This window comes from Pseudonocardia humida, assembly GCF_023898865.1.
Classification (GTDB): Bacteria; Actinomycetota; Actinomycetes; order Mycobacteriales; family Pseudonocardiaceae; genus Pseudonocardia; species Pseudonocardia humida.
In genome coordinates, this window is sequence record NZ_JAGSOV010000024.1 from 66260 (window position 1) to 92658 (window position 26399).

Consider the following 26399-nt stretch of genomic DNA (forward strand, 5'->3'; position numbering starts at 1 on the left):
GTCGAGCCCGGGGGGTCCGCCGCATCCGGATGCGGCGGACCGGTTCCGGTCAGCCCGCGGGATCGGCTTCCCAGGCGGCCCGCCATGGCCGGACCACCCGCAGCCGGTCGCTCATCACCGTCGTCCGGTCGGCCCAGGCGTCCCGGGGCCCGCCGAGGGAGTGCTCGATGAACCGCAGGAGGAAGTAGGACACCGCCCAGTGCGCGCCCAGGTCGAGCTGCTCGTCGCGGCAGTCCAGCGGCATCAGGTAGACCGTGTCGTCATCGGTCCCGTCGGCCCAGGTGAAGGTGATGACGAGGGTCGTGCCCACCGCGGCGGCGTCGATGAGCCGCATGCTGCGCAACGGCTCGGGCTGCTGGTCGCCGGGCAGCACGAGGGCCGAACCGCCGCCCGACTCGACCACGGTCGGCTCGGACACACCGGGGTCCAGGGCCTCCGGCGAGTAGTCCCGCCGGATGGTCGCCGCGATCTCGGCCAGCTCCTCGGCAGTCATCGGGACGAAGGTACCGGTCGCGATCGGGTCCTCACTCAGAGCAGCGAGTCGTTGACCCAGCCCGGGCAGAGGTTCTCCGGACGGTGCGGGAGGGGAGCTTGCAGTAGGCGGTGACGACGCCGAACGGCTCGTCGTCGGCGGCGTCGCGGGACGGCTTCTTGTCGACCTCCACCCACACCGAGATCACGCCGTGCCCCCGCACCCGCAGCTCGGCGATGTAGCGGACCCGGTCGCGCGGGGCGCTCAGCGGGAGGGCGCTGCTGACGACCCGCTCGATGACGTGGTCATCGACGTTGTCGTCGAGCCACCCGTGCAGCCAGCCGAAGGCGCTGGTGCCGGTCCGGCCCTGGCGCAGCACGACCACGTCCCCGGTGGGTCCACGACCGCCGAGTGGCAGAGGTACGGGGCCCACGCGCCGCTGTGCAGGATGGGATCGCCGCTGAGGCCGGGGCAGTCGACCGGGCGAGCGGGCCCGACCGGCACGTCGGCCTGGGCCGTCCCGGCGGCCAGCGCGACGCCGACGAGTGCGGCGCAGCACGCCGCGGCGATCCACGGCTCCGGGGGTCGCCGGCTCAGCCGACGGCGCCGACCACGGCCGCCGACATCGCCTCCATCCCCAGCGCGTTGGGGTGCACCGGCGCCGCCGGGGACGTCGGGGCCAGGCCCTCGACCCACTTCACGCCGGGCGGCGTGCAGATGTCGTGGCCGATGGTCGGGGTGTAGGTGTCGACGTAGTCGACGCCGGCCAGGGTGGCCTGCTCGGCGAGCATGTCGTTGAGGCGCTTGGTGGTCTCGCGGAGGTACTGGGTGTCGCCGGGGCTGAACGGGACGGCGGGGAAGCAGCCCGGTCCGTCGTCGGGGACGATCGTCGGGTAGCCCACCAGGAGCACCTCGGCGGCGGGGGAGCGAGCCAGGATGCCCAGCAGGGCCGCCCGGACCTCCGGGGCGGTGCCGTCGATGCGCTCGGCGAGCTCGTCGGAGCCGCCGGAGTCGTAGAAGTCGCGGCAGGCGGCGCCGTCGGGCTCGGCGGGGGAGCGGGTGGCGCACTCCTCGACGATCTCGGAGAAGCCGATGTCGTTGCCGCCGATGCTGATCGTGACCAGGTCGGTCTCCGCGCCGAGCGCGTCGAGCTGGGGCGGGTTGGTGCCGGCCTCGGTCTCCTGCGGGGCGGTCAGGTCGGCGGTCTTGGCGCCGCTGCAGCTGACGTCGAGGAAGGAGGCCGTGGCGAGGGCCTGCGAGGTCAGCGCCGGGTAGTTGTGGTCGGAGCGGGCGCAGCCGGGCGGGGAGCCGTACTGCAGCGGGATGAGCGGACCCGCGGCGTAGGAGTCGCCGAGCGCGACGTAGTCGGCGGGTTCGGCGGCCGACGCCGCCGTGGTCGGGACGAGCGCGGCGGCCACGCCGAGCAGGCCGGCGAGCAGGGCGCGGGCGGCCCGCGATCGGTGGGGTTGAGCCGACCGGGGAGCAGGACGGATCACGCGGACCTCCAGATCCGGGGGCGGGGGGCGACGACGCTATCGGCGCGCCCCCGCGCGCCGCAGCCGCTGACCGCCGCAGCCCGCGGCCGCCGTCCGGCCGGACCCGACGGTCGCCCCGGTCGGCACGTGGCCCAGCTCGGGACGACCCGGCGGGAACTGTCGGTGGTCGTTGCGATGCTCAGCACCATGACGACGACGATCCCGGCCCGCCCCACCACCACCACCGACGGTGGGCCCGCCTGCCATGCCCCGCTGCCGCCGGTGCGGACCACCACGACCGAACCGCGGCCGCCGCCGAGCCGGCCGCCGTGACGGGCGGCGCGCCGCTCAGCGGGTGAGCCGGTCCAGGAACGCGATCAGCAGCGCCTCCCGCAGCCGCGGCGGGGCCACGTCGAGCAGCGCGTTCACCGGCGCCATCCGCTTCGGGACGGTGAGCGCCCCGTCATGCCCGGCCAGCCCGGCGATGGCCAGCAGGCCGTCGAACGCGGCGTCGTCGAGGGTCGCCGGGTCGAGGGCGGCGGCCGCGTCGCGCAGCTCGGGGGCCACCTCGACCGGCCCGGCGGCGACGGCCGCGGCCACCGACTCGTCGAGCGCGGTGAGGAAGTCGTCCACGCCGTCGGCGGTGGCGGCGCACACCGTGAGGTGCAGGGTGGCCGGTAGGTCGCGGAAGGCCATCTGGGGTTGGACGAACCAGCCGCGCTCGCCCATCTCGTCGCTGAGGGAGAACACGTCGAGCGCCCCGTCGGTCTGCACGGCCAGCAGCGAGGAGTCGGGCTCGGCGGCCAGCGCCAGGTGGTCGCGCTCGGCGATGCCCGCGGCGAGGCGGCGCGTCGCGGCCAGGGTGATGGCGACCAGGTCGCGGTAGCCGTCCACGCCGATGTGCTGGACCACCGCCCACGCCGCGGCGAGCGGGCCGCCCGACTTCGTCGACTGCGTGGTGGCGTTGAGCATCGTGTAGCCGGGCCAGTCGGCGGTGGCGAAGAACTGGGGGCGGCGCAGGTCCGCGGTCCGGTGCAGCAGGAGGGAGACGCCCTTGGGGGTGTAGGCGTACTTGTGCAGGTCGACCGACAGGCTGGTCACGCCGGGGCAGCGGAAGTCCCACGCGGGTGGTGCCGGCTCGGCCCAGGGCAGCACCCAGCCGCCGATGCAGGCGTCCACGTGGCAGCGCAGCCCGCGTTCGGCGGCGGCCGCGGCGATCGGCTCCACCGGGTCGATCACGCCGTGCGCGTAGGACGGGGCCGACACCGCCACCAGCACGACGTGCCCGGCGTGCGCGTCCATGGCCGCGGCCATCGCCTCCGGGACGGCCCGCTTGGTCACCGGGTCGACGTCCACGGCGACCAGGCGGACGCCGAAGTAGTGCGCCGCCTTGTGGAACGCGCCGTGCGCCGTCGTCGGCACGACCATCACCGGGTCGGCGACCGGGCGGGCGTCCCGGGCGGTCTGCACGGCCAGCAGGATCGACTCGGTGCCCCCGGAGGTGACCGTGCCCACGGCCGAGTCGGGGGCGCCGGCCAGGGGGCGGGTCAGGGCCACCAGGTCGCGCTCCATGGCGGCGAGGCTGGGGAACGCCGTCGGGTCCAGGCCGTTGGTGGAGGCGAACATGGCCAGCGCGCGCCGGCCCACCTCGTCGGCGTCGGCCAGGCCGGAGTCGTAGACGTAGGCCAGCGTCCGCCCGCCGTGGGTGGGCAGGTCACCGCGGCGCAGCGCGGTCAGCCGGTCCAGCAACCCGTCAGCCACCATCGGTGCTCCGTTCCTGGGCGGGGTGTTCGTCGAGCGCGTAGCGGCGCAGCCAGAACAGGCTGGCCGCGACCAGCACCGCGGGCACCACCGACACCCCCACGGCGATCGCGGTCAGCGCGGAGGCGGGCTGGGTCACCTCGACCCCGGCCGTGGACGGCAGGTAGCCGCCCAGCTGCAGGATCAGCGCGTACAGGCCGGGGCCCAGGGCCAGGCCGAGGGTCTCGGCGGCCGTCCACACGCCGGTGAACACGCCGATCCGGTTCACCCCGGAGAGCCGGGCGTCCTCGCCGGCCACGTCGGGCAGCATCGCCAGCGGGAAGACCTGGGTGCCGGCGTAGCCGATGCCGGTGATCCCCGCCCCGACGTACGCGGCCGGCGCCGAACCCGACGCCGTGCTCAGCAGGGTCAGCGAGCCGAGCGCGAGCACGGCCGAGGAGACGAGGTAGCCGGCGCGCTTGCCGTGGCGCAGGGCGACGCGCTCCCACAGCGGGGTGACCAGCAGCGCGGGGCCGACGAACGCGGCGAACAGGATCGTGGCGGCGGCCGGTTCGGTGATCAGGTGCCCGGCCACGTAGGTCACCCCGGCCAGGATCGAGCCGATGGCCAGCGCCTGGATGATGAACGCGACGAGCAGGTGGCGGAAGTTCGCGTTCGCGCCGACCAGCCGCAGCTGGGTGGCCAGCGAACCGGACGCGGCGACGCGCCCGGCCGGCGGCACCCCGCGCGTGCCCAGGTACGCGCCCACCGTGCCGAGCAGCAGCAGGACGCCGACGTAGGCCCCCATTGCGGGGTAGCCGAACGCCTCGACCACCAGCGGCGCGGTCGCCCCGGAGAGCAGGATCGCCACCGCGAGCACCGCGACCCGCCAGGTCATCATCCGGGTGCGCTCGTCGACGTCGGTCGTCATCTCGGCCGGCATCGCGTTGTAGGGCACCTGGAAGAACGCGTAGGCGGTGGCGCAGGCCAGGAACAGCAGCGCCACGTACCCGCCGGCGAGGGCGGGCGGGGCCTGCGGACCGGCGAACATCAGCGCGAACGTGACCGCCACCGCGACGCCCGCGTAGAGCAGGAACGGGCGGCGCACGCCGCTGCGGTCGCTGATCCGCCCGGCGATCGGGTTGAGCACGACGTCCCAGCCCTTGGGCACCAGCACCAGCACGCCGGCGACGCCGGCGGCGACGCCGAGGTCGTCGGTCAGGTAGGGGAGCAGCAGCAGGCCGGGGACGGTGCCGAAGGTTCCCGTGGCCACGCTGCCCAGCGCGTATCCCCGGCGCACGCCGGCGCTGAGGGCCATGGCCCGACACTATGGCGCCCCGCGTCCACGATCCAGATCCGCCGGCGGGCCGCTCGATGATCGTCATCGAACCGATGTCGGGTCGGCCGGGCGGATGCCGCAGTGATGGTTGGACCGTCTCCCAGGGGGAAACCACGCGCCGCACGGACGGATGAACGCAAGGCTGACGAGGGGCAGGGCAGTGGCAGTGGCGAACGCGCGATCGACACGCGAGCGGAGCGGACCGCCGCCCGGCGACGACGCCAGCACTCCGGCACAGATCCCGGCGCGCGGCTGGTGGCAGGTGACCAAGCGGGCGTTCGCCGAGGGCAAGAAGGACAACGTCTCGATCCTGGCCGGCGGGGTGGCGTTCTTCGCGTTCCTCGCGCTGTTCCCGGCGATCATCGCGGCGCTGACGCTCTACGGGCTGGTGGCCGACCCGACGACCGTCGCCGACCAGGTCGCCCAACTCGCCCAGCTGCTCCCGGAGACCGCCCGGCCGCTGGTCGTCGACCAGCTCAACTCGGTGGCGGCGGGCAGCGGGGGCGCGCTCGGGATCGGGCTGATCGTGTCGCTGCTGGCCGCGCTGTGGAGCGCCTCCGGCGGCACGATGAACCTCATCGCCGCCACCAACGTCGCCTACGACGAGGACGAGAGCCGCGGCTTCTTCAAGCTGCGCGGCCTCGCGCTGCTGCTGACCCTCGGCGCGGTCGTGTTCGTGCTGCTGGCCGTCGCGCTGGTCGCCGTCGCCCCGGTCGTGCTGGACGCGCTCGGGCTGGGCGGTGTCGCCCTGGTCGTCGCGCAGGTGCTGCGCTGGCTGCTGCTGGTCGCGCTGGTGATCGCGGCGCTGGCCATCGTGTACCGGGTCGCCCCCGACCGCGACGCACCGCGGTTCGCCTGGGTCAGCACCGGCGCGATCGTCGCGACCGTGCTGTGGATCATCGCCAGCGTCGCGTTCAGCCTCTACGTCTCGAACTTCGGCAGCTACAACAAGACCTACGGCGCGCTGGCCGGCGTCATCGTGCTGATGCTGTGGCTGTACCTGACCAGTTACCTGGTCCTGCTCGGCGCGGAGATCAACGCCGAGAGCGAGAAGCAGACCAGCCAGGACTCGACGACCGGTCCGTCGGCTCCGAAGGGGGAGCGCGGCGCCGAGGCGGCCGACAACGTGGCCGCCGATCGGGGATGATCGACGTTCTCCCGGGCTCCGCTGTGGAGCCGTCGCAGAATTGATCTTCTTCGGTTTCGGGCCGTTCCGGGCGGCGTCGAAAGACGATCACCGCTGATCCCGCGACCGCGCCGCACGGTCATGACGAATGCTGGCGCGCCGACCCGCTCAGCCCGCTGAGCGGGTCGGCGTTCCGGCGCGGTGGTGCGGGTCGGGTGCGGGGTGGCGGGTGAGCGGGGGGCGCGCCGCCCGGGGGCGGTAGTGGCCGATGAGCCGGAAGTCGCTGGCCCCGATCAGGCGGGAAGACCGTCCGTGGTCGTAGACCCACACGGTGAAGCCCTCGTCCAGTTGGCGGGACGTCCAGCGGTCGGCCTCGTCGGCGTCGTCGGTCTGGGAGACCCGCACCTCGTCGCGGCGGGGTGCGTCGAGCGGCCCCTCCAGTGCGCGAGCGTGCAGGTGATAGCGGCTCACCCGTCCGGTGGGAGAGTGAGGCCCGAACAGGGCAGCGAGTCAGGTCTCAACACCTCGCAGACTCTAAATTTTGACTTCACACCCGGCCAGCGACCAGCTGGGTGATGCTCCGTTCACGTACAGTCACCCCGCGTCCAGCCGCCGATCAGGGCCCGTCACACTGGCCCTTCCGGCTGGCTGGAGGTGTGCGATGGCGTCGGCGTCGAGTCCGACCGTGTGGCGGCGGTGGTTGGCCTTCGAACTCGTGCGCCTGCGGCAACGGGCCCGGCTCGAGCAGCGGGACGTGGCGCGCGAGCTGCGCTGTTCGGTGGCCAAGATCAGCTACTACGAGACCGCCGAACGGCCGGTCGTCGTCCGCGATCTGGACGAGGTCCTGCTGCCCCTCTACCGGGTTCCCCGGGAGCGCTGGCCGACCTACCTGCAGGCGGCCAGGGACTCGCGGCAGAAGGGCTGGTGGGAGCGCTACGACGCGGTGACGCTGCCGGGCTGGTTCTCGCTGTTCGTCGGGCTGGAGCAGGGCGCGTCGGTGATCCGGGTCTACGAGGCCCAGCTGGTGCCGGGGCTGCTGCAGACTCGCGAGTACGCCGAGGCGGTCTCCCGCAGCGGGACCGCCGAACGCACCGACGAGGAGGTCGCGCGGCACGTCGAGCTGCGCATGACCCGCCAGGCCGTGCTCGACCGCGACCCCGACCCGCTGCGCCTGTGGGTCATGTTGGACGAGGCCGTGCTCCGCCGAGTTGTGGGTAGTCCGGCCCTGATGGCGGAGCAGCTGCGCCACCTCGCCGCGATGGCGCAACGCCCCAAGGTGACCATCCAGGTGATGCCCTACTCCGGAGGAGCGTATCCGGGAATGACCGGCCGGTTCCAGATCCTGGATTTCCCCTGGCCGTCCGATCCGGGACTCGCGTACGTGGAGCACCGCGCCGGATCGCTCTACCTCGAAGAGCCCAACGAGATCTCCGCGCATTCGGTCGCCTTCGAGCACATGAGCGCGAACGCGCTCTCTCCGAGCGAATCCCTTACTCTGATCGCCGACGCGGCGGAGGAGTTCGCGTGACCCGTATGCACTCTCGGAGGCAATCACATGGCCGAACACCTGGGTGAACACCGGAACGCCGCCGCCGTGGGCGACCGCTCGGACGATCTGGAGTGGCGGATCTCCACCTTCAGCGGCGACCAGGGCTCCTGCGTGGAGCTCGCGTTGGCCCCCGACGGGCGCGTCGCCGTGCGCAACAGCAACCACCGCGGTGCCGGGACCGTGTACTTCACCCGCCGGGAGATGGAGGCCTGGGTCAGAGGGGCCAAGGCCGGTGAGTTCGACGACCTGACCTGATCCGGCCGGGAGTGCCCCCGGCCCGTCAGCGGGTCGGGGGCGTGCTGCAACCGGGGCGTGGCGCTCACCGATCACCTGGCCGGTCTCGGTCCGGAGCCCCTGACCGCCCTGCTGGCGAGCCGGCCCGACGTGCTGGTCGAACCGGTGCCGCGCAGCTTCGGGGAACCGGCGGCCCGGTCGACCGGCGCCGACTCGGTGGGCCGCGCGCTCACCGGATGAACCGGGACGAGATGGCCGTCGCCCGGGCCGTCGCCGTGCGCGGCCGGCGTCGGCCGCGGAGCTGGGCCCCGACCTCGGAGCGGGTCTCGACGCGGCGGCCGTCGCACTGCTGGCCGACGCCGTCGGGCACGGGCGTGACGTGCGCTTCCAGTATCGCAACCGGGCGGGCGACCGCACGCTGCGCGACATCCGCCCGCACGAGGCCCGCGACGGGTACCTCATGGCGTGGTGCCACCTCCGCGGGGACGAGCGCGGGTTCGCCGTGCGGGGGATCGAGGCCGTCGGGCTCGCGGAGTGAGGCGGCGGGAGCGCACCACCGGCGGAGCGGCCGGATGGCTCCGCCGATACCGTGGAGGCCGTGAGCGGCCACGACGACGAACAGCGGTTCGGTCTGACGACGACCTCACGCGGCCCGGCCGTGGTGGTGGGGGTGTCCGGTGAGCTGGACCTGCACTCGGCGCCCCGGTTGATGGACGTGGTCGACGAGGCCATGCGCGACCAGCGGACCGACCTGGTCGTCATCGACCTCTCCGCCGTCGACTTCCTGGGCTCCTCCGGGCTCGGGGTGCTGGCCAACCTGGCCACCCGGGCCACCGTCCCCACCTCGCACCGCCAGGACGGGACCGCCCCACCCGCGGCGCTGCGGGTCGTGGCCCCGCCCGACCACCGGCCCGTGACCCGGCCCTGGGCGGCCATGAGCCTGCAGCAGATCCTGCCGCTCTACCCGACGGTCGACGACGCGGTCGAGGGCGGCCTCGAACCCTGACGGGTGAGTCCTCGAGCCCTTCCGGGCGATCCGGCTGTCCTGGGCTGCGACCATGTGCGTCGATGGGTACAACTGAGTGGTGAGCGACCCGACGGCCGGCGGCGAGCAGCCGCGCAGGAGCGCCCGACCGGAGCCCGCCGCGCGGGCCGACCCGGGGGCGATGGCCAAGGCCGACGTGCGGGCCATCCTGGCCAAGGCCCTCGGACTGCGCCGGATCGTCGAGCTCGCCGCGGAGGCCGCGGCGGCACGGGTCGACGCCGGACTCGCCGAGCCGTCGCGCCCCCGGCCCCGCCGTCCCCGGCCCACCTGAGCGGCACCGCCACCGCCGATAGGGCCGTTACGCCCTGGCGGAGCGCGGCCGGTTCGGGGATGATCTCGCCGCCGGCCGGCGTTGCCACCATGGTCGACAGCGTCCGCACGGACGCCCCCTTCGCGCGGGTGACGACCACCCGCGCCGCCGAGAGGAGAGCAGCACAGATGTCAGCCCCTGCCCGCGGGCACGGATCCGAGCTGACGGCGGTCACCGACCGCCTGGTGATCGAGTTCGCCGACGTGATGCCACGCGGTGTGGTGGAGGCCGAGGTGGCCGCGGCGGACCGGGAGCTGCGCGGGCAGGTCCCCACCGGCGCGATGGCCGAGATGCTGCACCGCCTCGTCGTCACGCGCCTCGTCGACCGCGACCTGACGCCGCAGGGCTAGCCCCCGCCCGGGATCCGCCCGGACGACCCCCCGGCGACCACCAGCGCGTCGCGCCTACTCGACGGGCGCGGCGTGGATCCGGCCGCGCACCTCGCCGAACCCGACGCGGGTGCCGGCCGGGCCGGGCGCGGTCGCGGTGATGACGACCTCGTCCTCGTCCTCCAGGAAGCTGCGGGTGCCGCCGTCGGGCATCGCGATGGGCTCGGTGCCGTTCCAGCACAGCTCGATCAGCGAGCCGCGCTGGCCCGGCTCCGGGCCGCTGATGGTGCCCGAGGCGAAGAGGTCGCCGGTGCGCAGCGTGGCCCCGTTGACCGTCATGTGGGCCAGCTGCTGGGCCGCCGTCCAGTACATCCCGGCGAACGGCGGGTGCGAGAGCACGTGCCCGTTCAGCGCGACCTCGACGGCCACGTCGAAGCCCCACGGCTCGGCGTCGTCGTCGTCGAGGTAGGGCAGGGGTCGCGGGTCGCGCGGCGGGGGAGGCACCCTGGCGTGCTGCAGCGCCGCCAGCGGCACCACCCACGGCGACACCGAGGTGGCGAAGGACTTGCCCAGGAACGGCCCGAGCGGCGCGTACTCCCAGGCCTGGATGTCGCGCGCGGACCAGTCGTTGACCAGGCAGGCGCCGAACACGTGCCGGTCGAAGGCGGCCAGCGGCACCGGGCCGGAGGCCGGCGCGCCGACCACGAAGCCCAGCTCGGCCTCGATGTCCAGGCGCACCGACGGCCCGAACACCACCTCGCCCTCCGGCGTGCGCCGCTGCCCGCGCGGCCGGGTGACCGGCGTCCCGGACGCGACGACGGTGCCGGCGCGGCCGTGGTAGCCGATCGGCAGGTGCTTCCAGTTGGGGGTCAGCGGCTCGGGGGAGTCGGGGCGGAACATCCGACCGAGGTTCGCGGCGTGGTGCTCGCTGGCGTAGAAGTCGACGTAGTCGGCCACCGTGAACGGCAGCTGCAGCCTCGCGTCGGCCGCGGGCAGCAGCAGCGCCTCGACGGTGCCGCGGTGGCGCTCGTCGGTGAGCCATGCGGTGAGCGCGGCGCGCACCTCGGCCCAGACGGCCGGTCCGGCGGCCAGCAGCCGGTCGAGGGTGCCCGCGGCGAACAGCCGGGTGCGGTGGGGCAGCAGCGCGGTGGCGGCCGAGGTCAGGTCGAGGACCTGGTCGCCGATGGCGACGCCGACGCGCGGGCCGTCGGGCAGGACGACGCTGCCGTAGGGCAGGGTCTGGATGCCGAACGGGTGCTCGGCGGGGACGTCGAGCCAGGTGGCTGGCAGCTCGCCGGTGGTGGCCGCGGAGGTCATCGCCCGACCATCCCGGCCAGCAGGGCCTGCACCTCGTAGACGTCGGCGCCCTTGCCGAACTGCCGCTGGATCGGCTCGGCCGTGCTGGAGATCCAGATCTTGAGCTCGGCGTCGAGGTCGAAGGTGCCCGCGGTCTCCACGGCGAAGTGCGTGATGCTCTTGTACGGCACCGTGTGGTACTCGACCTTGCGCCCGGTGACGCCCTGCTTGTCGATCAGGATCAGCCGCCGGTCGGTGAACAGGAACGCGTCGCGTACCAGCTGGTAGGCCGCGATCACCTGCTCCCCCTGCCCGAGCAGGCGCGCGTAGTCGCGCGCGGCCTTGCCCGGATCGAGCCGCGACGCGTTGCCGGTGATCCCGCTCAGCAGACCCATGCCGCCACCGTACCGATCTCCGGCCGGAGTTCAGGAAAGCCACGATGCTGCCCGCAGAGGGCGGCATCGTGGCTTTCCTGAACCGGGCGAGCGGGGTCAGGAGAGGTGGTGGACCTCCTGCAGGCCGTAGACGGGGGTGGGGATGCCCTCCAGCCGGGCCTTGAGCTGCAGGGCCAGGTAGAGCGAGTAGTGGCGCGACTGGTGCAGGTTGCCGCCGTGGAACCACAGCGCCTCCTGCTGGGTGGGCTTCCACATGTTGCGCTGCTCGCCCTCCCACGGACCGGGGTCCTTGGTGGTGTCCGAGCCCAGGCCCCACACCTTGCCGACCTTGTCGGCGACGTCCTGGCCGATCAGGTCGGCGGCCCAGCCGTTCATCGAGCCGTAGCCGGTGGCGTAGACGACCAGGTCGGCGGGCAGGACGGCGCCGTCCTCCAGGACGACGGCGTCCTCGGTGAGCTCGACGACCTGCCCGTGCGCCAGCTTCACCTCGCCGTTGGCCACGAGGTCGGCGGCGCCGACGTCGATGTAGTAGCCCGAGCCGCGGCGCAGGTACTTCAGGAACAGCCCGGACCCGTCGTCGCCCCAGTCCAGCCGGAACCCGGCCTGCTCCAGCCGGTCGTAGAAGTCCTGGTCGCGCTCCTTCATCTGCTGGTAGGCCGGGATCTGGAACTCGTGCAGGATCCGGTAGGGCAGCGAGGCGAAGGTCATGTCGGCCTTCTGCGTGGTCATCCCGGCGGCCAGGGCGCGCTCGGAGTACAGGTCGCCCAGCCCGATGTCCATCAGGGTGTCGGACTTGACGATGTGGGTGGAGCTGCGCTGGACCATCGTCACCGACTCGGCGCCGGCCTCCCACAGCGCGCCGCAGATGTCGAACGCGGAGTTGTTCGACCCGATGACCACGACCTTCTTGCCGACGTACGCGTCCGGGCCGGGGTGCTGGGAGCTGTGGTGCTGCTCGCCCGTGAACACGTCCTGGCCCTTGAGCGTCGGGACGTTCGGCTTGCCGGACATGCCGGTGGCCAGCACGAGCTGCTCGGGCCGCAGGGTGACCTCCTCGCCGTCGCGGTCGACGACGACGGTCCACTCCTTGCTCTCGTCGTCGAAGGAGGCCGACTCGCAGGTCGTGGAGGACCAGTAGTTGATCTCCATCACCCGGGTGTACATCTCCAGCCAGTCGCCGATCTTGTCCTTCGGCGCGAACACCGGCCAGTTCGGCGGGAACGGCAGGTAGGGCAGGTGGTCGTACCAGACCGGGTCGTGCAGGCACAGCGACTTGTAGCGGCTGCGCCACTGGTCGCCGGGCCGGGCGTGCCGGTCGATGACGACGTGCGGGACGCCCAGCTGGCGCAGTCGGGCGCCGAGCGCGATCCCGCCCTGCCCGCCGCCGACCACCACGACGTAGGGCTGGCGGGTCTTGCCCATCTCGTTCAGCTCGGCCTCGCGGGCCTCCTTCCAGGTGACCCGGTCCTTCGTCGCGCCGTGCTGCACGCCCTTGGGCCGCTCGCTGCCCTGCGGCTCCTCGTGGCCCTTCAGCTCGTAGAGCGTGGTGAGCAGGGTCCAGGCGCCCTCGTCGGTGAGCCGCAGGTGCCCGCGGCCGCGCCCGACGGCGGTCTCGAACTCGATCCAGGCCTCGACGACGCCGTCGGCCCCGGTGGGCTCCTCGGTGGTGCGGAAGCCGCTCGGGTCGACGGTGTCGAGCACGGCTGTCAGCATGTCGGTGACGCCGTCGCGGCCCTCGACGGTCTTGAGGTTCCAGGTGAACGCGACGAGGTCTCGCCAGAAGCAGGTGGTGGCGAACAGGCCGGCCGCGCGCTCGACGTCGCGGGCGGTCAGCGCGGCCTCGAAGTCGGCGAGCCAGCTGTCGACCCGCTGCGCGGGTGAGGTCGTCGCTGCCGGATCGAGGGTCTGGGTCATGCTCGGCTCCCCGCTTCGTCGCGTGCCACACCGTCAGACGACGGCGTCCTCGTGGCAGGAAACACCGCGGATCACCGTCCGGGCAGGGTTGCCACGAGGTTGCACCCCATCGGACCTGGCCGATTGGCCCAGCTGGATACTCCGGGGATGGACGCCCGGGTGGTCGTGGTGGGGAGCCTGAACGCCGACCTGGCGGTGCCGGTGGCGGGGCTGCCACCGGCCGGGCAGACGGTCGCGGCCACCGGGGAGGTGCTGCGCGGTCCGGGCGGCAAGGGGGCCAACCAGGCCGTCGGGCTGGCCCGGCTCGGGCGGGCCACGGCGATGGTCGGCGCCGTCGGCGACGACGCCGAGGGCCGCACGATGCGCGCCGCGCTCGCCGCCGAGGGCGTCGACGACCGGCACGTCGCGACGGTGGACGTGCCGACCGGCCTGGCCGTGGTGCTGGTGCACGGCGGGGAGAGCACGATCGTGGTGGCCGCCGGGGCCAACGGCACCGTCGACGCCGACCGGGTGCGGGCCGCGCGGGCGGCGCTGGCCGGCGCGGCCGCCGTCGTCACCCAGTGCGAGGTGCCGGACTCGGCCATCGCCGCCGCGGCCGAGCTGGCCGGCGGGCTGTTCGTGGTGAACCCGGCCCCGGCCCGCGCGCTGCCCGCCGCCGTGCTCGACCGCGCCGACCTGCTGGTCCCCAACCGCGGCGAGCTCGCGACCCTGGCCGGCGCCGAGGAACCGCGCGGCACCGACGCCGTCGCCGACCTGGCCCGTGCGCTGCGCCCGTCCGCGACGACGGTCGTCACCTGCGGGGCAGAGGGGGCGGTGGTCGTCGGACCGGACCGGGTGGTGGCCGTGCCGGCCGCGCCCGCCCGGCTCGTCGACGCCACCGCGGCAGGCGACAGCTTCGTCGCGGCACTGGTCGACGCCCTGGTCGGTGGGGCCGACGTCGTCGAGGCCACCGGCTGGGCCGCGCGCGCCGCGGCGATCACCGTCGGCCGGCCGGGGGCGATCGCCGCGCTGCCGCGTCGAGCGGAGCTGTGAGTCGAGCGCGGCGTGAGCGGCCGGTGCGTCGCGCGCGCCGCGCTCGGGTACACACGGTGATCCACCCCGTCCCGTGACCGATCCGCAGTACCCGATCCGCATACCACCGTGGAGGTGCCGGAAAGTGTTGCCCAGAGACCTGCTGGCCGACGCGTTCGCCCGCGTCCAGGAGGAGGTGCACGTGGCCGTCGAGGGTCTGACCGAGGACCAGCTGGCGCACCGGCTCGCCCCCGACGCCAACTCGATCGCCTGGCTCGTCTGGCACCTGCTGCGCGTCCAGGACGACCACGTCGCCGAGGTGGCCGGCCGGGAGCAGGTCTGGACCGCGGGCGGCTGGGCCGCCCGGTTCGCCCTGCCCTTCGACGACTCCGCCACCGGGTACGGCCACTCCTCGGCCGACGTCGCCGGGGTGCGCGCCTCCGCCGAGCTGCTCACCGGTTACTGCGACGCCGTCACCGAGCAGACCCGCGACTACCTGGGCACGGTGCAGGCCGAGGACCTCGACCGGGTCGTCGACGAGCGCTGGGACCCGCCGGTCACCCTGGCGGTGCGGCTGGTCAGCGTGATCTCCGACGACCTGCAGCACGTCGGTCAGGCCGCGTTCGTGCGCGGCGTCGTCGAGCGGGGCTGACCGCGCCGTGATCGTCATCCTGGCCGCCGACGGGATCGTCGTGCAGGACGCCGACGACCTGGACGCGCTGCGCCTGCGCACCGAGCTGGGGCCGGCGGCCGCGCGGGTGGCGCTGCAGACCACCGGCAGCGGCGCGCTCGTCGGCGAGGACTGCGCCGGGCTCGACCTGGCCGTGCTCCGCTCGCGGGCCAAGCTGCTCAGCACCGCCCCGGACTGGGCAGCGCGCTGGGCGGCGATGGTGGAGCGGGCCGAGCGGGGCGGCCGGCTCACCGAGGACCGCCGGTCGGTGCGGGTGCCGATCGAGCGCTGACGGTGGGAGTCCCCGGGGTCAGAAGACCTCGGGGCAGTGCGGCGCCCGGGTGCCGGCGAACGCCCGCGAGGCCGGGACGAGCGCGCCCGGGGTCAGCTCCTGCACGCGGCCGGCCCCGGCGAGCTGGACCAGGGTCGGGCCGCCCAGGTAGGCCGCGCCCAGGTCGGCGACGTCGAGGCGCAGGTCGGCGGCGTCGCCGCTGCGCGAGACGCTGGCCGGGCCGTCGGCCTGCGCGGTCAGCCGCCAGCGCGCCGCGTTCCACGGGCAGAAGCCGTCGGACACCTCCAGCACGACGTCGACGGGGCCCCCGTAGCGCCGCTGCACGAGCGCCCGGTCGAGGTCGACCAGCCGCACCCACAGCGAGTCGCGGTGGGTGGCGACGGCCTGGCGCGGGTCGTGCAGGAGCTGGGTGATCGGGTCGTCCACGGCCACGTCCGCGGTGACCCCGCCGACGAGGTCGTAGTCGAGCAGGTGGCGCCACAGCGCGGCCGCGGCGACCGGGGTGGCGGCCACGACCTCCTGGACGTGGATGCGCCCGTCGGCGCCGCGGTCGCCCCAGCCGCGGCGCGTGCGGAAGATCGCGTAGCCGTCCGGGTGCACCGCGAAGCGCAGCTCGGAGTTGCCCTGCCTGCGCTCCGGGAGGTCGGCCAGGACCATGGCCCAGAACAGCTCGTCGCGGTCGAGCCACCCGGGCCACTGCGCCGACACCCGGTCGTAGACCGGGGCCAGCAGCGGCACGGCCCGCTCCCGCGGCAGCTGGCGGACCCGGTCGGTCCCGAGGTCGACGCCGGGGCGGAACGCCGTGTCGGCCGGCACGTCCAGCGACAGGAAGTGCGCGGCCCGGCCGTAGCCGAACCGGCCGTAGATCGGCGCCTCGGACGCCCACAGCGCGGCGACGGCCTCGCCGCCGGTCTCGTGCAGCCCGTGCAGTTGGGTGCGCATCATCGCGGTGAGCGCGCCGCGCCTGCGGTGGCCCGGCTTCACCGTCACCGCGGTCACCGCCGCGACCGGAGTGGGCCCGGCGCCGGGGAACGTGACGCGCCGACCGAGGATGCCGCAGGTGCCGACCAGCTCCTCCGACCCGTCCCCGCCCCGGTCGACGGCCACGTGGAACCGATGGGTCGCGAACGACCGGCGCGTGTACGGCTCGCGCTCGACCCACTCGTCCAGGAAGGCGGTCGAGGAGACGCCCATGAACTCCTCGAAGTCGCCCTCGACGGTCGGTCGCACGGTCAGCTCGGCCACCCGGCATTCATAACCCACCGGACGCCACCGGGGCAGTCCGTTGTCGTGGACGTGCCGTTTCCGGCTCGACGACGTGCCCCTCCACGCCTCGGCCGGACCACCTCGAGCTGCACGGCGGGCCCGAACTCGCAGGCGAGCTGCTCCGCGAGCTCCCGGCCGCGCGCGTACCAGCGGCGCATGGCCTCCTCGTCGGGGAAGGCCGACTCCCGGGGGTCGTCCGGTGGTAGACGGCCTGGATCTCGCGGTCCCACTCGTCGACTCGACGCCGAGCCGGGCCGGGACGCCGTAGCGCTCGTGCAACTCCGCCACCGGGGTGTCCTCGGGGTCGGGGCCGTCCACCCGGGTGATCCAGATCGGGTACTGGTTCGGCCACTCCGGCGAGAGCCGGACCTGCCGCACGCGGCTGTGTTCGTCCTGCGCACCCACCTCGGACCCGACGGCGCCCAGGTCCTCGCCGACCGATGCGGTCACCGACGGGATCGGCGAGGTCGCCGCGAACAGCTGTCCCGCTTCGGGGGCGTCGTGCCGCATTCCCGTCGCCTCCTGGCTGTCCGTCTCACCGGATACGCGACGTGTGACATGGGGTTCACCGGTTCCGCAACGGCATCCGGGTGACACGCGGGAAGTGATCGGCGGCTGCTCCGCTCGTGTTCCGAGCCCGTCGGGACATGGTGGGCTCAGCCCTCCAGCAGCGCCCGCGCGGCGCGCAGCACGTGGGCGCGGACGGCGGCGGCGTCGGACAGCGGTCCGCCCACCAGCACGGAACGGGTCAGCGAGAGCCCGAGCAGCCAGGCCAGCAGCAGCTCGCCGCGCACCGCGGCGTCGTGCGGGTCGTCGGTGGCGGCCTGGGCGGCGAACGCGGCGGAGTAGGCGGCGGCGAGCTGCTCGCGCACCTCCTCACCCACCTGCTCGCTGGTCGCGGCCCGCAGCACCGCCAGCAGCGTCTCGGTGCCGTAGCGCTCGCCTTCGGCGGTCAGCATCGCGTCGAGGCTGCGCTCCAGCAGGTTCTCGGCCGGCCCCTCCAGCAGCTCCCGCGCCTCGCCCTGCACGGCGTTGGCGAACAGCCCGCGCTTGTTGCCGAAGTAGCGGAACAGCAGGGCCTGGTTGACCCCGGCCCGGTCGGCGACGGCGCGGACGGTGGTGGCGTCGTAGCCGTGCTGGGCGAACAGCTCGCGGGCGGCCGCCAGCAGCGCGTGCCGGGTGGCCGCGGAGTCGCGCGGTCTGCGCCCGGTGCCGGCAGCCGGTCGCTGCGTCATGGCCCTCCTCGGCGTCCGATCGGATGAGTGCACATCGGATCGTCCGGTGGATCGTTACGCGTGTGGTCGGCGACGCGCCGGGGTACCTCCCAACCCGATCGGCGAGCAATCGTCGCCGACGAGCAGGAGGTGCTACCCGATGGCCCAGCGAGACTACGAGGAACAGCCCGAGGCCCCCGACCTCGGTGCGTCGGTGCAGCTGGAGAACCAGCAGCAGATGGTCGGACCGCCCGGTGGTGACCCCCTCGACGCGGGTTACGTGCCGCCCGACCGCCCGTACGCGGCCACCGAGCACGGGGTGACCGGCCAGGAGATGGCCGACGGCGAGTCGATGGACCAGCGGCTGGCCCGGGAGATGCCCGAGGAGGAGTCGGCCGACCCGGACCGGTCCGGACGGCTGACGGTCGCGGGCCAGGGCGCGGCCCTGGAGACCGCGGACGATGTCGACGGCGTCGACGTCGGCATCGACGGCGGTGCCGCGTCGGCGGAGGAGGCCGCGGTGCACGAGAGCACGGACCCGGTGTCCGGGTTCGAGTCGGAGCCCTCGGTGGCCGACCTGCCCGAGCTGGCCGACCCGGAGGTCGAGCGCAGCCTCGCCGACGACCCCGAGTCCGACCGGGCCGAGCGGGAGGCGGCCCGGGACGCCTGGAGCGGCGAGGACAGGGCGGCGCGCATCGACGCCGGCGCGCAGGCGTCCGGGGCGTCGGCGTCCGCGTCGGGCCGCGACGACGTGGGGCCGGTCTAGCCGCGATCGCTGCGGCGCCGGCTACTCGGCGACGCTGCGGGTGATCCGGGCGATGGCCTCGTCCAGGTCGACCTGGGCCGTCTCCTGGCCGAGCGCCACCACCTCGAGGGTGGCGTGCACGAACCGGTGCAGGAGGTCGTGGTCGACCTCGAGCACGGCGCGCCCGTCGGTCGAGCGGATCTCGATCTCGACGATGCGGTAGCCGGAGGCCGTCTTCGGGGTCATCCGGATGTCGCCCTCGCCCGCAGGCTCGTCCAGCGCCTGCACGACGAGGTCGCGGGCCACCAGCCACTCGATCCAGTGACCCTGCTGGATACGCACGGCGAGCGTCACCGCGAACGGGTCGCAGGCCTGGTAGCTCCATCTCGTCACGATCGGGGTGGCCTGGCCGTGCAGCACGGTGAACATGTCCTGGCGGACTGGTTCGCTGGTCATCGGTGGCTCCCGGGCGGTCCCTCGCCGTCGCTGTTGCGGCGGGCTCGTGCTGGGACATTCGCGCCGCGAGCGCAGAACGCTGCACGACACCGGGCGTATTCACTCGATCAAGTGAGCAACCGGCACCTACCCATCCCCCCTGGCGGTCACGGTGCGTGTCGGGCGGGTCGCGCGCTGCTCCACCCGCACGGCCTGTCCGTCCGGAGGTGCGCCCGACCCGGCCCTGCTCACTAGTGTGGGACGGGCGTGAAGATCAGCGCTGTGACCAAGCGCGGCGATCGAGCGCCGTGATCAGCAGAGCCGCGATCAAGAGGTGAGCCCATGAACCGGTCGGCCCAGGCCTTCTACGAGGCACGGGAGTTCCTGATCACCCACCGTGAGGACTACGACACGGCGTACCGGGACTTCCGCTGGCCCGAGATCGACGAGTTCAACTGGGCGCTCGACCACTTCGACGCCGTCGCCGCCGACCCGCGGCGCGGCGCGGCCCGCGCCCTGTGGATCGTCGAGGGCGACGGGTCGGACGCGCACTGGACGTTCGCCGAGCTGTCGGCGCGGTCCAACAAGGTCGCCAACTGGCTGCGCGCCAGGGGGGTCTCCCGCGGCGACCGGATCATCCTCATGCTCGGCAACCAGGTCGAGCTGTGGGAGACGCTGCTGGCGGCCATGAAGCTGGGCGCGGTGGTCATCCCGGCCACCACCCTGCTCACCGCGTCGGACCTGCGCGACCGCCTCGACCGCGGCAACGCCAGGCACGTCGTCGTCGGGGCGGGCGACGCCGCCAAGTTCGACGACGTCGAGGGCGACTACACCCGCATCGCGGTCCGGGGCGCCCCCGAGGGCTGGCACGCCTACTCCGACGCGGACGCCGAGCCCGACGCGTTCACCCCCGACGGCACCACCCGCGGCAGCGACACCCTGCTGCTGTACTTCACCTCCGGCACCACCGCCAAGCCCAAGCTCGTCGAGCACACCCACGCGTCCTACCCGGTGGGGCACCTGTCGACGATGTACTGGATCGGGCTGCAGCCCGGCGACGTGCACCTCAACATCTCCTCGCCGGGCTGGGCCAAGCACGCCTGGAGCAACGTCTTCGCCCCGTGGATCGCCGAGGCCTGCGTACTGGTCATGAACTACACGAAGTTCGACGCCGAGTCGGTGCTCGGCGTGCTCGACCGGTGCGGGGTCACCAGCTTCTGCGCCCCGCCGACGGTGTGGCGGATGCTCATCCAGGCCGACCTGTCCGGGTTGGCGAACCCGCCGGCCAAGGTCGTCGGGGCAGGCGAGCCCCTCAACCCCGAGGTGATCGAGCAGATCGAGAAGGCATGGGGCCTGCGCATCCGCGACGGGTTCGGGCAGACCGAGACCACCCTGCAGATCGGCAACCCGCCCGGGCAGACGGTCAAGCCGGGCTCGATGGGCCGGCCGATCCCCGGCTACCCGATCGAACTGGTCGACCCGGCGACCGGCGAGCCCGCCACCGAGGGCGAGATCTGCATCGACCTGTCCCGCCGCCCCCTCGGGCTGATGGTCGGCTACCACGGCGACGACGAGCGCAACGCCGAGGCGATGGCGAGTGGCTTCTACCACACCGGCGACGTCGGATCCCGCGACGATGAGGGCTACATCACCTATGTGGGTCGCGCGGACGACGTCTTCAAGGCCTCCGACTACCGCATCAGCCCCTTCGAACTCGAATCCGTGCTGATCGAGCACCCGGCGGTGGCCGAGGCGGCCGTCGTGCCGTCGCCGGACCCCGTCCGGCTCGCGGTACCCAAGGCGTACGTTGTACTGGCGGCGGGCCACGAGCCCGACGAGCGGACCGCGCGCTCCATCCTGGAGTTCGCCCGGGACAACCTGGCTCCGTACAAGCGGATCCGGCGTCTGGAGTTCGGCCCGTTGCCCAAGACCATCTCGGGCAAGATCAGGAGAGTGGAGCTGCGCGGCCGCGAGGCCGAACTGCACGCGGACTCGTCCGCGGTCGCGCAGGGGGAGTTCACCCTGTAGGCATCGCGGAGTAACCGTACCGACACGAGATGCGACATCACGTGTGGTCGGGTCGGGTCGGGCACGGAGCAGGTGAGGGGAAGAACGTGGGACAACCGGGGGATCCGGCCGGTGGGTCGATGGCCGAGCTGATGGCCGGCATGCCGGAGGTCTGGCGGCGGCTGCTGGCCGAGCACGTGCCCGACCGCATGGGGCGCTGCCGGGCCTGCCGCAGCGTCAGCGGCGCGGGGGAGCGCTGGCCGTGCTCGCTGGCCCGCATCGCCGACGACGCGCAGCGCATCCACGGGTTGCAGCTCGGCCGGGCCGTCGGGGAGTAGTGCCGGCCCGGCCCTGGGTCCGACCCGCGGGCCTGCTGCTGGGCGGCCTCGCGGACGCGCTGTTCGGCGACCCCGCGCGCGGCCACCCCGTGGCGGGCTTCGGCGCGCTCGCCACGGCCCTGGAACGGCGCTGGTACGCCGACGCCCCCGGGCCCGGCGCCGCGTACGCGGCCGTCCTCGTCGGGACGACGGTTGGCGCCGGGGCCCTCGTCGAGCGCGCGTGCGCGCGCCACCCGCTCGCCGGCCTGCTGACGACCGCGGCCGCCACCTGGGCGGTCCTGGGCGGTACGTCGCTGGCCCGGCACGGCAGCGCGCTCGCCGACGAGCTCACCGACGGCGACCTGGCCGCGGCCCGCGTCCGGCTGCCGAGCCTGTGCGGGCGCGACCCGGCCTCCCTCGACGTCGCCGGGGCGGCCAGGGCGGGCACCGAGTCGATGGCCGAGAACACCTCCGACGCCGTCGTCGCGCCGCTGCTGTGGGGGGCCGTCGCGGGCGTGCCCGGCCTGCTCGGCTACCGGGCGGTCAACACGCTCGACGCGATGGTCGGCCACCGCTCCCCGCGCTACCTGCGCTTCGGCCGCGCCGCCGCCCGCCTCGACGACCTGGCCAACCTGCTGCCCGCCCGGGTGGCCGCCGCGCTGTTCGCCGCGCTCGCCCCCGCGGTCGAGGGCTCGCCCCGGGCCGCGCTGGCCGCCTGGCGGCGCGACGCCGCCGCCCACCCCAGCCCCAACGCCGGCCCGGTCGAGGCGGCCGCGGCCGGGGCGCTGGGCGTCGCGCTCGGGGGGCGCACGGTCTACCCGCACCGCGTCGAGGAGCGCCCGCGGCTCGGCTCCGGGCCCGCCCCGGCCCCCGCCGACCTGCGCCGGGCCGCGCGGCTGTCCCGGCTGGTCGGGGTGGCCGCGCTGGCCGTCGCGGCGGCGTTCGCCGCCCTGGCGCGCGCGGCAGGCGGTTGACGGGCAGGCGAGCGGTCAGCCGTCGTCGCCGGCGAGGGCCCGTCGCAGCTCGGCCTTGTCCTGCCTGCGCCTGCCGTCGCGCTGGAGCAGCTCCAGCCGGACGAAGTAGACCAGCGCGAACAGCGCGATCACCCCGAAGGTGATCCACTGCAGGGCGTAGGACAGGTTGGTGAACGGGGCGCCGCCGGTCTCGGGGGCCACCTGCACCGGCGTGAGCACGCCCGGCTGGTCCGCGGAGAGCTGCAGGCGGCCCGGCTCGACGGGCAGCCCGCTGGCCCGCGCCACGGCCGCGGAGTCGGCTGTGTAGAGCAGCAGGCGCCCGTCCGGGCCGGGGGTGGAGCGGTCCTCGGGGTCGGGCTGGTCGACCCGCAGGCGCCCGGTCAGCGTGACCGGTCCCGCAGGCGGGGCCGGGTAGGCGGGCACGTCGGCGCCGCTCCTCGCGGTGACGGTGCCCCGGTCGACCAGCAGCACGCGGCCGCTCGCGGTGCGCAGCGGGGTGAGCACGTCGACGGCGGGCTTGCCCTCCACCACCCGCAGCCGCACGACCGCCTCGGCCTCGGGCAGGTAGGTGCCGGTGACCGTGGCCTGGCGCCACTCCGTCGACGCGTCGACGCCCGGGCCCGGCGCGACCAGCTCCTCGAACGGCGCCGGTGGGGTGGCGTAGGAGGCGTCGATGGCCTGCTGCTGGGCGTCGCGCACGGCCTCGCGACCGAACTGCCACGGCGCGAGCAGCGTGAACGCGGCCACCGCGAAACCGATGACCACGACGACCAGGGCGATCCAGCCCGGGCGCAACAGGAACCGCACGCCTCCACCGTATTCGCCCGGCCCGGTCGGCGTCGGCGCGGTCCGCCCGCGCTGCGGCGTTCGGAGCAAGTGTGTCCGAACGGCCACGGAGCGCGACCACCGAGGTCCAGACTCGCCGCGCCGAGCCACCGACCGGCGGTGGCGGCGGAGGAGGAGACGATGGACTGGCGAGACGAGGTCGTGCCCCCGCAGGTGGTCGACGCGGCGGCGGCGCACGGTCTGGGGGCGTTGCTCACCTCGGCGCGCGGCTCCGGGCTCACCCCGGTCGTCCGCATGATCGGCGGGGTGGTGGCGCTGCTCGTCCTGCCCTGGCTGGTCCTGACGGGCCTGATGGCCCTGCAGGTCGCCCACCCGGTGGTCGTGGTCGCCTTCGTGGGGGTGCTGCTGACCGGTGCGGCCGGGGCCGGCGCGCTCCGCGCCGCGAACCCGGTGCTGTACCTGTTCGAGGGCGGCGCGGTGGTCAGCGCCGACCGCAGGCGCGCGATCCAGGTGGTGCCCTGGGCCGAGCTCGTGCCGATCGAGAACGAGCGACGCGGCGTGCCGTTCGGCGGCGCGAGCGGCCCGTCGATCACCGTGCTCGACGTCCACGGGCCGCGCGGACGGGTCTTCCGATGCGAGGGCCGCGAGGCCGTGCGGCTGGCCGACGTGATCGCCTCCGTGGAGCTGCCCAGGGCGAGGGCGGCGCTGCGGCTCGGCTCCCCGGTCCGCTACGGATCGCTGACCCTCACCCCGGACGCGCTGGTGGTCGGGCCGCTGCCGACCCCGTGGGCGGACGTGACGCGGCTGCACGCCGTCGACCACCACGTGGTCGTGGGGGGCGTCTTCGACGTCGGGCCGGTGGAGCTGCTGCGGGTGCCTCGGCGCGAGGTGCCGCACCAGCGCACCCTGATCGCGCTGGGCGAGCAGCTGGGCGTCGCGGCCCGCCAACCGCACGCCGGCTGACCGGGGCGGGGAATCCGGTTGAGCGGTCGGGGACCCCTCGACGAGGCTCCCCGCGTGGCCCCACCCGCGCACCGCGACCTGCGCTCGCTCCCCAAGGCCCACCTGCACGTCCACCTGGAGAGCACCGTCCGCCCCGCCACCCTGGCCGAGATCGCGCGCGGCAACGGCCTGCCCGCTCCGCCGTCGCCGGCGCTGTTCGCCGGGTTCGGCGCGTTCGCCGAGCACAGCGGCGCCGTCCGCGACGTGCTGTGCCGCCCCGACGACTTCCGCCGGATCGCCGTCGAGTTCTGCGCCGACCAGGCCGCCGACGGCGTCCGGTACGTCGAGGTCACCTTCACCGCTCTCGGCCACGGCAGCCGCCTCGGCGACCTGGCGATGCCGCTGGAGGCCGTGCTCGACGGTCTGGTCGAGGGCGCCGCGACCACCGGCATCGGCTACGGCGTGATCCTCGACCACCCGCGGCGCCGCTCGGTGGAGCGCGCCCGGCGGACCCTCGACCTGGCGGTGCGCCACGCCGCAGACGGGGTCGTCGGGATCGGGTTGGCCGGGCGCGAGGAGCACCCCGTCGAGCCGTTCGCCGAGGTGTTCGCCGACGCCCGCGCCGCGGGCGTGCACGTCGTGCACCACGCGGGCGAGACGTGCGGCCCCGCCAGCGTCCGCGCGGCGCTCGACGCCGGCCGGGCCGAGCGGATCGGCCACGGCATCCGCGCCCTCGACGACCCCGACCTGGTCGCCGAGCTGCGCGAGCGCCGGATCCCGCTGGAGGTCTGCCCGTCGTCGAACGCGGCGCTCGGGCTCGTCGGCTCGCTCGCCGGGCACCCGCTGGCCCGGATGCTGGCCGCCGGGCTGACCGTGGCGGTCGGCACCGACGTCCCGGACGTCACCGGCCGCGACCTCACCGCCGAGCTGGCCGCGGTGCGCGACACCCTCGAGCTCGACGACGCGGCGATCGCCGGGCTCAACCGCACCGCGATCGACGCCTCCTTCGCGCCCGCGGCGGTGAAGGCCGAGCTGCACCGGGGGACGGCGCGGTGGCTGGACGGCGTCCCGGACCCGGCGTAGCCCCCGACGGCCCGCCGCGTCAGCTCGGCGCGTGGACCAGCTCCACCCGTGGCGAACGGCATCGGCTCGGTGATGTCGCGGAGCCCGGTGCGGTGACGACACCGTGGGCGGGAAGTGGCTCACGCCCGTCAGCGCGACACCCGCCCGAGTACCGGCTCGACGATCGGGCCGCGGCCAAGGCCGGAGGCGGGCAGCGACGGCGGGCTGCGGTCAGCCTGCGATGAGATCGCGGACCAGGGCCGCAGCGGCGACGGCCAGGCCCGCCACGGCGATGATGCGCTCGGTGCGGCGGTTCGCTGCGTCCGACGGCGACGGACGGGGTGCGGGTGCGGGAGCGCCGCCGCGACCACCGCTGCGTGGCGATCCGACGGGGCGGGGCCACATCAGTCGGGGCAGCCCCAGCGCCCCGTCGCGGACGAAGAGCGGCACCGACCGCCACTTGGCGCCGCGATGGAAACCGCAACTGCCCCACAGGCCGGCGACCGAGTGGTTGCACGGGCTGCCGCTCGCCGTCTCGGCGCGGCACTGGGTGGTCCTGGCGAACAGGACGTAGATCACCCACGTCAGCGCGACGATGCCCGCCGCGTCCCAGGTGCCTTGCGCGGCCAGCAGGCCGGCCGCACCGGCCAGCACCCAACCCCACGCGCGGAAGGTCGAGCGCCGCGATCGTGTCCCCACCACTACCTCCGGACGTCCCGCGGCCGCGGGCGCGACCGCCGAGGGCAGGACCGGGCGCCGTCGACGACGGATACCCGGTTGCGCGGTCAGCCCGAAGTGGCGGCGTTGACGGCGTCTTCGGCCAGATCGAGGGCTCGTCCCACTCGGCCGATCGGCTCGGCCTGGGAGATGACGACCGTGCTGCCCTCACGGGCCGACTCGTAGGCGACGCCGTCGAAGCCCGTGTCGTCCCCCCGGCCGTCGCGGGCGAGCGGGCGGACCGTGCCGGTGCCCTTGCCGTCGATCAGCTCCTGGTACCGCACAGCCAGGTCGATGTCGGGCATGTCCACCGACGTGACGGCCACGCGCACGACTCCGCGACGCCCGTCGCGGATCTCGAACAATGCTCTGAACAGCGCCTCGCACGGGTGCTGCAGGAAGAACTCGCGCACCTGGCCGGTGGCGTGGGCGGCGCAGTCGTCGTCGGCGCGGGCGGACGGTCGATCGACCTGGTCGGCCAGCCGTTCGAGGCGCGCTGCGACTCGGGCGGTATCGGCGTCCCGGGCCACCGCTCGCTCGCCGTCGGGCAGGCCGTGCACCTGGAGTACGAACGCGCCGAGCAGGACGGGTACCGGTTCCGGGCCGTGCGGGCGTGGCCCCCGGGCGCGGAGCCCGTCGACCCGACGGCGGGCGGGTCGTCGAGTGCCTACCGCAGCAGCCTGACAGTGGCCCGGGACGACGAGCCGGACCGCTGAGCGGGGCCGGCACGTACCGTG

34 protein-coding genes are annotated in these 26399 nt (G+C 74.5%); 19 read left to right on the forward strand and 15 right to left on the reverse strand.

What is annotated here, in order from left to right:
- Window positions 1–49: 49 nt before the first annotated feature.
- The 3 genes from KDL28_RS12145 to KDL28_RS12155 form a co-directional block, all read right to left on the reverse strand.
- Window positions 50–493: a hypothetical protein gene (locus KDL28_RS12145; protein ID WP_252437872.1), complete on the reverse strand. Its 444-nt coding sequence runs from the start codon at window positions 491–493 to the stop codon at window positions 50–52.
- A 31-nt stretch (window positions 494–524) separates the two neighbouring features.
- On the reverse strand, window positions 525–851 hold the full coding sequence (locus KDL28_RS12150; protein WP_252437874.1) for a hypothetical protein: 327 nt from the start codon (window positions 849–851) through the stop codon (window positions 525–527).
- A gap of 214 nt (window positions 852–1065) precedes the next feature.
- Window positions 1066–1968 carry an SGNH/GDSL hydrolase family protein gene (locus KDL28_RS12155; protein WP_252437876.1) on the reverse strand — a complete coding sequence of 301 codons (903 nt, stop codon included), beginning with the start codon at window positions 1966–1968 and terminating at the stop codon, window positions 1066–1068.
- 186 nt (window positions 1969–2154) lie between these two features.
- On the opposite strand from KDL28_RS12155, the gene KDL28_RS40410 reads away from it, so the two are divergent.
- Complete coding sequence (locus KDL28_RS40410) at window positions 2155–2280, forward strand: hypothetical protein (protein WP_256501322.1); 126 nt, start codon at window positions 2155–2157, stop codon at window positions 2278–2280.
- A gap of 15 nt (window positions 2281–2295) precedes the next feature.
- Here KDL28_RS40410 and KDL28_RS12160 read toward each other — a convergent pair whose 3' ends face one another.
- Complete coding sequence (locus KDL28_RS12160) at window positions 2296–3711, reverse strand: pyridoxal phosphate-dependent decarboxylase family protein (protein ID WP_252437878.1); 1416 nt, start codon at window positions 3709–3711, stop codon at window positions 2296–2298.
- Window positions 3701–5005 (reverse strand): MFS transporter, encoded by a 1305-nt coding sequence (locus KDL28_RS12165; RefSeq protein WP_252437880.1) that lies wholly within the window; start codon window positions 5003–5005, stop codon window positions 3701–3703. Before KDL28_RS12165 ends, KDL28_RS12160 begins: the two co-directional genes overlap by 11 nt.
- A gap of 283 nt (window positions 5006–5288) precedes the next feature.
- Here KDL28_RS12165 and KDL28_RS12170 point away from each other — a divergent pair, with 283 nt between their 5' ends.
- On the forward strand, window positions 5289–6173 hold the full coding sequence (locus KDL28_RS12170; RefSeq protein WP_252437882.1) for a YihY/virulence factor BrkB family protein: 885 nt from the start codon (window positions 5289–5291) through the stop codon (window positions 6171–6173).
- 147 nt (window positions 6174–6320) lie between these two features.
- Here the strand turns inward: KDL28_RS12170 and KDL28_RS12175 are convergent, their stop codons facing one another.
- The gene (locus KDL28_RS12175) at window positions 6321–6623 is read right to left on the reverse strand and encodes a hypothetical protein (protein ID WP_252437884.1); all 303 of its coding nucleotides are present in this window, start codon (window positions 6621–6623) and stop codon (window positions 6321–6323) included.
- A 190-nt stretch (window positions 6624–6813) separates the two neighbouring features.
- Between KDL28_RS12175 and KDL28_RS12180 the strand changes: the two genes are divergently transcribed.
- The 7 genes from KDL28_RS12180 (at window position 6814) to KDL28_RS12210 (ending at window position 9640) form a co-directional block, all read left to right on the forward strand.
- Window positions 6814–7680: a helix-turn-helix domain-containing protein gene (locus KDL28_RS12180; protein ID WP_252437886.1), complete on the forward strand. Its 867-nt coding sequence runs from the start codon at window positions 6814–6816 to the stop codon at window positions 7678–7680.
- 27 nt (window positions 7681–7707) lie between these two features.
- Window positions 7708–7956, forward strand: a complete 249-nt coding sequence (locus KDL28_RS12185; RefSeq protein ID WP_252437888.1) for a DUF397 domain-containing protein — start codon at window positions 7708–7710, stop codon at window positions 7954–7956.
- A 57-nt stretch (window positions 7957–8013) separates the two neighbouring features.
- Window positions 8014–8175, forward strand: a complete 162-nt coding sequence (locus tag KDL28_RS12190) for a hypothetical protein (protein ID WP_252437890.1) — start codon at window positions 8014–8016, stop codon at window positions 8173–8175.
- Between the two features lie 109 nt (window positions 8176–8284).
- Window positions 8285–8473: a WYL domain-containing protein gene (locus tag KDL28_RS12195; RefSeq protein WP_256501355.1), complete on the forward strand. Its 189-nt coding sequence runs from the start codon at window positions 8285–8287 to the stop codon at window positions 8471–8473.
- Between the two features lie 60 nt (window positions 8474–8533).
- Window positions 8534–8941 carry an STAS domain-containing protein gene (locus KDL28_RS12200; RefSeq protein ID WP_252437894.1) on the forward strand — a complete coding sequence of 136 codons (408 nt, stop codon included), beginning with the start codon at window positions 8534–8536 and terminating at the stop codon, window positions 8939–8941.
- A gap of 79 nt (window positions 8942–9020) precedes the next feature.
- Entirely contained in the window at window positions 9021–9251 is a 231-nt protein-coding gene (locus KDL28_RS12205) for a hypothetical protein (protein WP_252437896.1), read from the forward strand.
- 167 nt (window positions 9252–9418) lie between these two features.
- Window positions 9419–9640 carry a hypothetical protein gene (locus KDL28_RS12210; protein ID WP_252437898.1) on the forward strand — a complete coding sequence of 74 codons (222 nt, stop codon included), beginning with the start codon at window positions 9419–9421 and terminating at the stop codon, window positions 9638–9640.
- A gap of 54 nt (window positions 9641–9694) precedes the next feature.
- On the opposite strand, the gene fahA is transcribed toward KDL28_RS12210, so the two are convergent.
- From fahA to KDL28_RS12225, 3 genes are all read right to left on the reverse strand, one after another.
- Entirely contained in the window at window positions 9695–10936 is a 1242-nt protein-coding gene (gene fahA / locus KDL28_RS12215) for a fumarylacetoacetase (protein WP_252437900.1), read from the reverse strand.
- Window positions 10933–11310 (reverse strand): PH domain-containing protein, encoded by a 378-nt coding sequence (locus KDL28_RS12220; protein ID WP_252437902.1) that lies wholly within the window; start codon window positions 11308–11310, stop codon window positions 10933–10935. The genes fahA and KDL28_RS12220 overlap by 4 nt, the downstream gene beginning before the upstream one ends.
- Window positions 11311–11406: 96 nt before the next feature.
- A complete protein-coding gene (locus tag KDL28_RS12225) occupies window positions 11407–13224 on the reverse strand; it encodes a flavin-containing monooxygenase (protein ID WP_252437904.1) in 1818 nt (605 codons plus the stop codon).
- Between the two features lie 147 nt (window positions 13225–13371).
- Here KDL28_RS12225 and KDL28_RS12230 point away from each other — a divergent pair, with 147 nt between their 5' ends.
- The 3 genes from KDL28_RS12230 (at window position 13372) to KDL28_RS12240 (ending at window position 15197) form a co-directional block, all read left to right on the forward strand.
- Window positions 13372–14256: a PfkB family carbohydrate kinase gene (locus KDL28_RS12230; RefSeq protein WP_252437906.1), complete on the forward strand. Its 885-nt coding sequence runs from the start codon at window positions 13372–13374 to the stop codon at window positions 14254–14256.
- A gap of 124 nt (window positions 14257–14380) precedes the next feature.
- Window positions 14381–14887, forward strand: a complete 507-nt coding sequence (locus tag KDL28_RS12235) for a mycothiol transferase (protein WP_252437908.1) — start codon at window positions 14381–14383, stop codon at window positions 14885–14887.
- Between the two features lie 7 nt (window positions 14888–14894).
- The gene (locus tag KDL28_RS12240; RefSeq protein WP_252437910.1) at window positions 14895–15197 is read left to right on the forward strand and encodes a hypothetical protein; all 303 of its coding nucleotides are present in this window, start codon (window positions 14895–14897) and stop codon (window positions 15195–15197) included.
- 18 nt (window positions 15198–15215) lie between these two features.
- Here the strand turns inward: KDL28_RS12240 and KDL28_RS12245 are convergent, their stop codons facing one another.
- Both KDL28_RS12245 and KDL28_RS12250 read right to left on the reverse strand, forming a co-directional pair.
- On the reverse strand, window positions 15216–16442 hold the full coding sequence (locus KDL28_RS12245; RefSeq protein ID WP_252437912.1) for a GNAT family N-acetyltransferase: 1227 nt from the start codon (window positions 16440–16442) through the stop codon (window positions 15216–15218).
- Window positions 16443–17119: 677 nt separating this feature from the next.
- Window positions 17120–17698, reverse strand: a complete 579-nt coding sequence (locus KDL28_RS12250; RefSeq protein WP_252437914.1) for a TetR/AcrR family transcriptional regulator — start codon at window positions 17696–17698, stop codon at window positions 17120–17122.
- A gap of 139 nt (window positions 17699–17837) precedes the next feature.
- Here KDL28_RS12250 and KDL28_RS12255 point away from each other — a divergent pair, with 139 nt between their 5' ends.
- Window positions 17838–18443, forward strand: a complete 606-nt coding sequence (locus tag KDL28_RS12255; protein WP_252437916.1) for a DUF5709 domain-containing protein — start codon at window positions 17838–17840, stop codon at window positions 18441–18443.
- A gap of 21 nt (window positions 18444–18464) precedes the next feature.
- Here the strand turns inward: KDL28_RS12255 and KDL28_RS12260 are convergent, their stop codons facing one another.
- Window positions 18465–18878: an SsgA family sporulation/cell division regulator gene (locus KDL28_RS12260; protein ID WP_252437918.1), complete on the reverse strand. Its 414-nt coding sequence runs from the start codon at window positions 18876–18878 to the stop codon at window positions 18465–18467.
- Window positions 18879–19199: 321 nt separating this feature from the next.
- Here KDL28_RS12260 and KDL28_RS12265 point away from each other — a divergent pair, with 321 nt between their 5' ends.
- From KDL28_RS12265 to KDL28_RS12275, 3 genes are all read left to right on the forward strand, one after another.
- On the forward strand, window positions 19200–20885 hold the full coding sequence (locus tag KDL28_RS12265) for an AMP-binding protein (RefSeq protein ID WP_252437920.1): 1686 nt from the start codon (window positions 19200–19202) through the stop codon (window positions 20883–20885).
- A gap of 119 nt (window positions 20886–21004) precedes the next feature.
- Entirely contained in the window at window positions 21005–21202 is a 198-nt protein-coding gene (locus KDL28_RS12270) for a hypothetical protein (protein WP_252437922.1), read from the forward strand.
- Window positions 21202–22155, forward strand: a complete 954-nt coding sequence (locus KDL28_RS12275; RefSeq protein WP_252437924.1) for a cobalamin biosynthesis protein — start codon at window positions 21202–21204, stop codon at window positions 22153–22155. Before KDL28_RS12270 ends, KDL28_RS12275 begins: the two co-directional genes overlap by 1 nt.
- Window positions 22156–22170: 15 nt before the next feature.
- Here KDL28_RS12275 and KDL28_RS12280 read toward each other — a convergent pair whose 3' ends face one another.
- Entirely contained in the window at window positions 22171–22962 is a 792-nt protein-coding gene (locus KDL28_RS12280; protein ID WP_252437926.1) for an SURF1 family cytochrome oxidase biogenesis protein, read from the reverse strand.
- 159 nt (window positions 22963–23121) lie between these two features.
- On the opposite strand from KDL28_RS12280, the gene KDL28_RS12285 reads away from it, so the two are divergent.
- Both KDL28_RS12285 and add read left to right on the forward strand, forming a co-directional pair.
- The gene (locus KDL28_RS12285) at window positions 23122–23904 is read left to right on the forward strand and encodes a hypothetical protein (RefSeq protein WP_252437928.1); all 783 of its coding nucleotides are present in this window, start codon (window positions 23122–23124) and stop codon (window positions 23902–23904) included.
- 54 nt (window positions 23905–23958) lie between these two features.
- A complete protein-coding gene (gene add, locus KDL28_RS12290) occupies window positions 23959–24966 on the forward strand; it encodes an adenosine deaminase (protein ID WP_252437930.1) in 1008 nt (335 codons plus the stop codon).
- Between the two features lie 210 nt (window positions 24967–25176).
- On the opposite strand, the gene KDL28_RS12295 is transcribed toward add, so the two are convergent.
- Window positions 25177–25644 (reverse strand): hypothetical protein, encoded by a 468-nt coding sequence (locus KDL28_RS12295; RefSeq protein WP_252437931.1) that lies wholly within the window; start codon window positions 25642–25644, stop codon window positions 25177–25179.
- Between the two features lie 86 nt (window positions 25645–25730).
- Window positions 25731–25988, reverse strand: coding sequence for a hypothetical protein (locus KDL28_RS12300; protein ID WP_252437933.1), 258 nt, complete (start codon window positions 25986–25988; stop codon window positions 25731–25733).
- 63 nt (window positions 25989–26051) lie between these two features.
- Here KDL28_RS12300 and KDL28_RS12305 point away from each other — a divergent pair, with 63 nt between their 5' ends.
- Entirely contained in the window at window positions 26052–26378 is a 327-nt protein-coding gene (locus tag KDL28_RS12305) for a hypothetical protein (protein WP_252437935.1), read from the forward strand.
- Window positions 26379–26399 lie beyond the last annotated feature (21 nt).